Consider the following 7,998-nt stretch of genomic DNA (forward strand, 5'->3'; position numbering starts at 1 on the left):
GGTGTATCAGTGACTGAATTTTCAACTGACTACCGCATTCGCGAGCAAGCCCGCTCCCACACTTGATCTTCACAAGACCTTGCTACTCATTCGGCTTACTTAAGTAAGCCGGGATAAAACAATAAGAAAGGGATTCCATCATGCCCAGCGAACCGAATGGCGCTCCGGCGTCCGGGTCTTCCGTCGACTTTGAAAAGGTCGGCACCGAATACTTCCAACAACGGGAACTGAAAAAAGGCGCTGCCGGCTGGGTACTATTAGTCGGTCTCGGTGTTGCCTACGTCATCTCCGGCGACTACGCCGGCTGGAACTTCGGCCTGGCCCAGGGTGGCTGGGGCGGTATGTTCCTCGCCACACTGCTGATGGCCACCATGTACCTGTGCATGTGTTTCTCCCTGGCCGAACTGTCTTCCATGATTCCTACCGCCGGCGGCGGCTACGGCTTTGCCCGCAGCGCGTTCGGCCCCTGGGGCGGGTTCCTCACCGGCACCGCGATCCTTATCGAATACGCCATCGCCCCCGCCGCCATCGCGGTGTTTATCGGCGCCTATTGCGAGTCGCTGTTCGGCATTGGCGGCTGGATGATCTACCTGGCGTTCTACATCATCTTTATCGGCATCCACATCTTCGGCGTGGGTGAAGCGCTGAAGCTGATGTTTGTGATTACCGCCGTCGCCGCGATTGCCCTGGGTGTGTTCCTGGTGTCGATGGTGCCGCACTTCAGTGTCGCCAACCTGCTGGACATCCCGGTGACCGAGGCCAAGGGCGCCAGCTCTTTCCTGCCCTTCGGTTATGTCGGCGTGTGGGCGGCGATTCCCTATGCGATCTGGTTTTTCCTTGCGGTCGAAGGCGTGCCCCTGGCCGCCGAAGAAACCAAGAACCCCAAACGCGACCTGCCTCGCGGCCTGATCGGCGCCATTGTGGTACTGACCAGCTTCGCCCTGCTGATTTTGGTGATCGCCCCCGGCGGTGCTGGCGCCTACGCGTTGATGGCATCGGGCAATCCGCTGGTGGAAGCCTTGTCCAAAGCCTACGGCGGCTCCACGTGGATGGGCCACTTCGTCAATCTGGTGGGCCTGGCCGGGCTGATCGCGAGCTTCTTCTCGATCATCTACGCCTACTCCCGGCAGATCTTCGCCCTCTCCCGGGCCGGCTACCTGCCGCGCAAGCTGTCGCAGACCAACAAAAGCAAGGCACCGGTACTGGCCCTGGTGATCCCCGGCATCATCGGGTTCGGCCTGTCGCTGACCGGCCAAGGCGATTTGCTGATCCTGGTCGCCGTATTCGGCGCAACCATTTCCTACGTGCTGATGATGGCCGCGCACATCACGTTGCGCATCCGCCGCCCCAAAATGGACCGCCCTTACCGTACTCCGGGCGGCATCTTCACCTCGGGCGTCGCCCTGGTACTGGCCTGCATCGCTGTTGTGGCGGGCTTTCTGGTGGATCCGCGCGTGGTGATTGGCGCCGCGATCATCTATGGAGTATTAATTGCTTACTTTGCTTTCTACAGTCGGCATCACTTGGTAGCAGGCACGCCGGAAGAAGAATTTGCGGCGATCCAGGCCGCAGAGGCCGCCTTGCACTAACTGCCATAAACCTCGACGCGGGCGCTTTACTCACATTCAGCCCGCGTCGACAAGGAGACTCTGTATGGCAAGCTTTTCCCACGCGGTCGGTGCATTGACCTACCGCTTCGACAGCCTCAAGGACGTGATGGCCAAGGCCAGCCCGGCCCGCTCCGGGGATTTTTTGGCGGGTGTTGCCGCCCAGAACGATGGCGAGCGGGTCGCGGCGCAAATGGCCCTGGCCAACATTCCGTTGAAGCACTTTCTCGAAGAAGTGTTGATCCCGTACGAAAGCGACGAAGTCACCCGGCTGATTATCGACACCCACGATAAACAGGCGTTTTCCGTGGTCAGCCACCTGACCGTCGGGGGTTTGCGGGATTGGCTGCTCAGCGACGCGGCCGACGAACAGAGCCTGCGCGCCCTGGCGCCCGGGCTGACACCGGAAATGGCCGCCGCCGTATCGAAGATCATGCGCGTGCAGGACCTGGTACTGGTGGCGCAGAAAATCCGCGTCGTCACACAGTTCCGCGGCACGATGGGCCTGCGCGGGCGCCTGTCCACCCGCCTGCAGCCCAACCATCCCACCGATGAGCCGGCCGGTATCGCCGCGAGCATTCTTGACGGCCTGCTCTACGGCAACGGCGACGCCATGATCGGCATCAACCCGGCCACCGACAGCATCGCCTCGATCTGCGCGATGCTGGAAATGCTCGACGCCATCATCCAGCGTTATGAAATCCCGACCCAGGCCTGCGTGCTGACCCACGTCACCACCTCCATCGAAGCCATCAACCGTGGCGTGCCGCTGGACCTGGTGTTCCAGTCGATCGCCGGCACCGAGGCGGCCAATGCCAGCTTCGGCATCAGCCTGAGCGTGCTGCAGGAAGGCTACGACGCGGGCCTGAGCCTGAACCGCGGCACCCTCGGGCAAAACCTGATGTATTTCGAAACCGGCCAGGGCAGCGCCTTGTCGGCCAACGCACACTTTGGCGTCGACCAGCAAACCTGCGAAACCCGCGCCTATGCCGTTGCCCGGCATTTCAAGCCGTTTTTGGTGAACACGGTCGTAGGATTTATCGGCCCCGAGTACCTGTACAACGGCAAGCAGATCATCCGCGCCGGCCTCGAAGACCACTTCTGCGGCAAGCTGCTGGGCGTGCCCATGGGGTGCGACATCTGCTACACCAACCATGCCGAAGCCGACCAGGACGACATGGACACCCTGCTCACCCTGCTGGGCGTGGCCGGAATCAACTTCATCATGGGCATCCCAGGCTCCGACGACATCATGCTCAACTACCAGACCACTTCATTTCACGACGCGCTGTACGCCCGCCAAACATTGGGTTTAAAGCCGGCACCGGAGTTTGAACAGTGGCTGGCGAAAATGGGCATCTTCACGCAAGCCGACGGCAAGGTGCACTTCGGCAACAGCCTGCCACCGGCATTCCGCCACGCCTTGGCGCAACTGGGATGAAGAAGGAACCGCCCGTGCACATCGACACCCCGGAAAACAACGTGGACAACCCGTGGCTTGAGCTGCGGCGCCTGACCCCGGCGCGGATTGCCCTGGGCCGCACCGGCACCAGCATGCCTACCGGCGCGCAGCTGGATTTCCAGTTCGCCCACGCCCAGGCCCGCGACGCGGTACACCTGCCGTTTGATCATGCAGGACTCAGCAGCCAATTGGCGGAGCGTGGCCGCGACAGCCTGCTGCTGCACAGCGCCGCCGTCGACCGTCACAGCTACCTGCAACGCCCGGACCTTGGGCGCCGCCTCAGTGATGAATCCGCCCAGGCCCTGCGGGACTATGCCGAAGCCAACCCCGGCGGCGTGGACTTGGCGGTGGTGGTGGCCGATGGCTTGTCGGCCCTGGCGGTGCATAAACATACGTTGCCTTTTCTTACACGCATGGAGGAACAAACCCACGCTGAAGGCTGGTCGCTGTCACCGGTGATTCTGGTGGAGCAGGGCCGTGTCGCCGTCGCGGATGAAGTCGGCCATTTGCTCGGGGCAAAAATGGTGGTGATCCTGATCGGCGAGCGGCCGGGGCTCAGCTCGCCGGACAGCCTGGGGCTGTATTTCACCTACAACCCCAAGGTCGGTCTCACTGACGCCTACCGCAACTGCATCTCCAATGTGCGCCTGGAAGGCTTGAGCTACGGCATGGCCGCTCACCGCCTGCTTTACTTGATGCGGGAGGCCTGTCGCCGGCAGTTGTCGGGGGTCAACCTCAAGGATGAAGCCCAGGTACAAACCCTCGAGTCGGATGATCCCGACCTGATGAAAGGAAACTTCCTGCTCAGCCCACCGAAGGACTGATCCCTGCACGATTGCGCTTTTTCTCTGCTTTAGGCAGCATCGAGACACGGCCGCTTGTGTGGTCATACCCCATTTGGAAGTTGAGGCCTGGCATGCGGATTACTCAAGCGACCCTGGAACACCTGGACCTGTTGACCCCGCTTTTCGTCAAATACCGCGAGTTTTACGGCGCGCTGCCGTTTCCTGATTCGAGCCGCGCCTTCCTGGAAAAACGCCTGCGCCGCAAGGAGTCCGTGATCTACCTGGCGCTGGCCGACGATGACGACAAGAAACTGCTTGGCTTTTGCCAGCTGTATCCAAGCTTTTCATCGTTGTCCCTCAAGCGGGTGTGGATCCTCAACGACATCTACGTCGCCGAAGACGCACGCCGGCAGTTGGTGGCCGACAACCTGATGCGTACCGCGAAGAAGATGGCCAAGGAAACTCAAGCCGTGCGCCTGCGTGTGTCCACCAGCAGCGACAACCAGGTGGCGCAGAAAACCTATGAGTCCATCGGTTTTCGGGAAGACACCGAGTTCAAGAATTACGTGCTTGCGATCAGCGATGACTGACAACTATTAACCAAACCTCATACATCTGTTGTGGGAGCCCCCTCCCACACTGACGCTGTGTCTACAATCAGATCGAAGTCGCGACATTCCCCGCTACAAAACCAGCACGCTTTTCACAACTCTATCCGTATAATGCGGACCTTTCAGGGTCGTAAGAAATACGCCACTACCTTGTAGCCCTTATTACCCGAAGCCTCCGCACAGGCCCGCTGAGCCAGGCCATTCACACAGGTGCCCTCCATGGATTTCAACCCGCTCGACCTTATCCTGCATCTCGACGTGTACCTCGACATGCTGGTGAGAAACTACGGAGTGTGGATCTACGCCATTCTGTTCCTGGTTATCTTTTGCGAAACCGGCCTGGTGGTCATGCCGTTTCTGCCGGGTGATTCCTTACTGTTCATCGCCGGCGCTGTTGCAGCGGGCGGCGGCATGGACCCGATATTGCTGGGCGGCCTGCTTATGCTCGCGGCCATCCTGGGTGACAGTACCAACTACGTGATCGGACGAACGGCCGGGGAACGCTTGTTCAGCAACCCCAACTCGAAGATCTTCCGCCGCGACTACCTGCAAAAAACCCACGATTTCTACGACAAGCATGGCGGCAAAACCGTGACCCTGGCGCGCTTCCTGCCGATCCTGCGGACCTTCGCACCGTTCGTCGCCGGCATCGCCAAGATGCCTTACCCGCGCTTCTTCGGTTTCAGCGTGTTCGGCACCGTCCTCTGGGTCGGCGGCCTGGTAACCCTGGGCTACTTCTTCGGCAACGTGCCGTTCATCAAGAAAAACCTGTCGCTGCTGGTGGTGTTCATCATCCTGCTGTCGCTGGTACCGATGATCATCGGTGTGTTCCGCAGCCGCTTTGGCCGCAATTCCACCGAAGCCAAGCCGCAGTAACCTGCGATGTGGTCCCTCAGCGCCTGGCGTCGCCGGCGCCTGCTGGCCAAGCACCCGATTGCCGATGAAACGTGGCAGCGGGTGCGCCATCACCTGACGTTCCTCGACGGCATCACTGCCGAGCAAGACCAGTGGCTGCGGGAAGCCTGCGTGGTGTTCCTCGCCGAAAAACACCTCACCGCCCTGCCCGGCGTCGAACTGCACCAGGAACAGCGCCTGCTGCTCGCCGCCCAGGCACAGCTGCCGCTGATGAACCTTGGCGACCTCGACTGGTACCAGGGCTTCCACGAGATCGTGCTGTACCCCGACGACTTCCTCAGCCCGCAGCGCCATCGCGACGCCAGCGGCGTGGAACACGAGTGGGACGGCGAGCACAGCGGCGAAGCCTGGCAACAGGGCCCGGTGATCCTTGCGTGGCCCGGCGTACTGGCCAGCGGCAACTGGGAAGGCTACAACCTGGTCATTCACGAACTGGCCCACAAGCTGGACATGCTCAACGGCGACGCCAACGGCCTGCCACCCCTGCACCACGACATGCGCGTGCAGGAATGGGCCAGCGTCATGCAAAGCGCCTTCGACGACCTCAACCGCCAGCTCGACCGCAACCCTGACGCCGAAACGGCCATCGACCCCTACGCCGCGGAAAACCCGGCCGAGTTCTTTGCCGTCACCAGCGAATATTTCTTCAGTGCCCCGGATTTACTGGTCAGCAGTTATCCACAGGTGTACGAGCAACTGAGCCACTTCTACCGTCAGGATCCCCTGGCGCGCCTGCACCAACTGCAGGCCGGCGACGTGCGGTATCAGACGGAACGCCAAGCGCACTACGACGTCTGACACATGGCATCGGCGTCAGAATATGCCTATAATCGCCGCCACTTTTAGGCCAATCCGGCCATGTTCCATGGCCAACTACGGGGGCAACGCCCAATGAGCTACAGCAAGATTCCGGCTGGCAAAGACCTGCCGAACGACATCTACGTCGCCATCGAGATTCCGGCCAACCACGCGCCGATCAAATACGAAATCGACAAAGACAGCGACTGCCTGTTCGTTGACCGTTTCATGGCCACCCCGATGTTCTACCCGGCCAACTACGGTTTCATCCCCAACACCCTGGCAGACGACGGTGACCCCCTCGACGTGCTGGTCGTGACCCCTTACCCGGTTACCCCAGGCTCGGTTATCCGCGCCCGCCCGGTCGGCATCCTGAACATGACTGACGACGGCGGCGGCGATGCCAAAGTTATCGCAGTACCACACGACAAGCTGTCCCAGCTGTATGTCGACGTGAAGGAATACACCGATCTGCCGCCACTGCTGCTGGAACAGATCAAACACTTCTTCGAGAACTACAAAGACCTCGAAAAAGGCAAATGGGTGAAGATCGACGGTTGGGGCAATGCAGACGCCGCCCGCGCCGAGATCCTGAAGTCGGTCGCTGCCTACAAAGGCTGATACCGCTATTCGCTCTGAAAAAGCCCCGATTAAACGGGGCTTTTTTTGTGGGAAAAATATAAACATCCGGCTACTTTAATAAACATATTTACAGCAATTGTTTAACTAGCTTAATCAACTAGCAGAATAGTCCTGCGATAAGGAAACACCTACATACAGCAACTCAACGCATGGTTTATTTGATCTGATTTTACGGCCAGTAAACTCTGCGTTTATGAATACATCAGGTGATCGCTTAAGAGCGCTATTACGGGAAGTTCATCTTTCCGCTTCCGACTTCGCCAAGAACCGCGATGTTACGCCTCAACACGTAAACAACTGGTTCAAACGCGGCGTCCCCATGGGCCGGCTCAACGAGTTCGCAGAATTGTTGTGCGTCACCAGCCGTTGGCTGCGCACAGGCGAAGGCCCCAAACATCCACCCGCCAACTACCTGCTGGAAGGATCCGATGCAGACACCTCCCACCGTATCGCCCGCGAGACCAGCGGCAACTACATCACCCACCCGGTCTCGGGCCCGGTAAAAATCGACGTGGAGATCCCCCTCCACCCCACCTTCACCTCGACCGAAAGCATCCGCCTCTCCCTGCACACCCTTGAAGCCATCGGTGTAAGCCCGGAGCGGGCACTCGGGGCCTACATGGTCGGCAACAGCATGATCGACATCATCCAGGACGGAAGTACCCTTGCCATCGACTGTGGTCGCAAACAGATCATCGATGGCGAAATCTACGCGGTAGAGCACGACGGAATGCTGCGGATCAAATACCTCTACAACCGTCCAGGAGGTGGCCTGCGGATGCGCAGCCACAACAGCGCCGAGCATCCGGACGAGTTTTTGACCTATGAGCAGCGGCATGAGCAGAACTTTGAGATTCTGGGTTGGGTGTTCTGGTGGGCGACACTGAATAACCGCCGCCCGCCGGTGCCGCTGGATGAGCATTTATTGGGCTACGAAGGCTCTAAATCGGATCCGGAGCTGGGAAATTGAGGCGAATGTGGGTATTATCCGCCGCACATTTGGCAGGGGGTTGGCGTGAAGCCGGTCCGCCCTGCCTGGCGATGCGGAGGAGTTCCCGCTGATGCCCCTTATCACCTGAGTGTGAGCCTGGGTGAACGATTTGAAGGCTGGTGAGGTTTACCAAAAATAAGCTGAACCAGTCCCCGAGAAGCCGGCCACAAGCCGGCTTTTTAATACC

General features: G+C 59.9%; 8 protein-coding genes. All 8 read left to right on the forward strand.

Annotated features, from left to right (window positions below; genetic code table 11):
• Window positions 1–140: 140 nt before the first annotated feature.
• The 8 genes from eat (at window position 141) to JV201_RS25975 (ending at window position 7,790) form a co-directional block, all read left to right on the forward strand.
• Complete coding sequence (eat, locus tag JV201_RS25940; RefSeq protein ID WP_003219395.1) at window positions 141–1,589, forward strand: ethanolamine permease; 1,449 nt, start codon at window positions 141–143, stop codon at window positions 1,587–1,589.
• A gap of 64 nt (window positions 1,590–1,653) precedes the next feature.
• The gene (locus JV201_RS25945; RefSeq protein ID WP_003219393.1) at window positions 1,654–3,048 is read left to right on the forward strand and encodes an ethanolamine ammonia-lyase subunit EutB; all 1,395 of its coding nucleotides are present in this window, start codon (window positions 1,654–1,656) and stop codon (window positions 3,046–3,048) included.
• Window positions 3,045–3,893, forward strand: a complete 849-nt coding sequence (gene eutC / locus JV201_RS25950; RefSeq protein ID WP_219406192.1) for an ethanolamine ammonia-lyase subunit EutC — start codon at window positions 3,045–3,047, stop codon at window positions 3,891–3,893. Before JV201_RS25945 ends, eutC begins: the two co-directional genes overlap by 4 nt.
• Window positions 3,894–3,985: 92 nt before the next feature.
• Complete coding sequence (locus JV201_RS25955) at window positions 3,986–4,444, forward strand: N-acetyltransferase (protein ID WP_003219389.1); 459 nt, start codon at window positions 3,986–3,988, stop codon at window positions 4,442–4,444.
• Window positions 4,445–4,684: 240 nt separating this feature from the next.
• A complete protein-coding gene (locus JV201_RS25960) occupies window positions 4,685–5,341 on the forward strand; it encodes a DedA family protein (protein ID WP_008436520.1) in 657 nt (218 codons plus the stop codon).
• A gap of 6 nt (window positions 5,342–5,347) precedes the next feature.
• The gene (locus JV201_RS25965) at window positions 5,348–6,178 is read left to right on the forward strand and encodes a zinc-dependent peptidase (protein ID WP_008436519.1); all 831 of its coding nucleotides are present in this window, start codon (window positions 5,348–5,350) and stop codon (window positions 6,176–6,178) included.
• A 93-nt stretch (window positions 6,179–6,271) separates the two neighbouring features.
• Window positions 6,272–6,799, forward strand: a complete 528-nt coding sequence (gene ppa, locus JV201_RS25970; RefSeq protein ID WP_003219382.1) for an inorganic diphosphatase — start codon at window positions 6,272–6,274, stop codon at window positions 6,797–6,799.
• 214 nt (window positions 6,800–7,013) lie between these two features.
• Window positions 7,014–7,790 (forward strand): XRE family transcriptional regulator, encoded by a 777-nt coding sequence (locus JV201_RS25975; RefSeq protein ID WP_177021485.1) that lies wholly within the window; start codon window positions 7,014–7,016, stop codon window positions 7,788–7,790.
• The last annotated feature ends 208 nt before the right edge of the window (window positions 7,791–7,998 follow it).

Origin of the sequence: Pseudomonas sp. Colony2 (assembly GCF_019382755.1) — a bacterium.
GTDB lineage: Bacteria > Pseudomonadota > Gammaproteobacteria > Pseudomonadales > Pseudomonadaceae > Aquipseudomonas.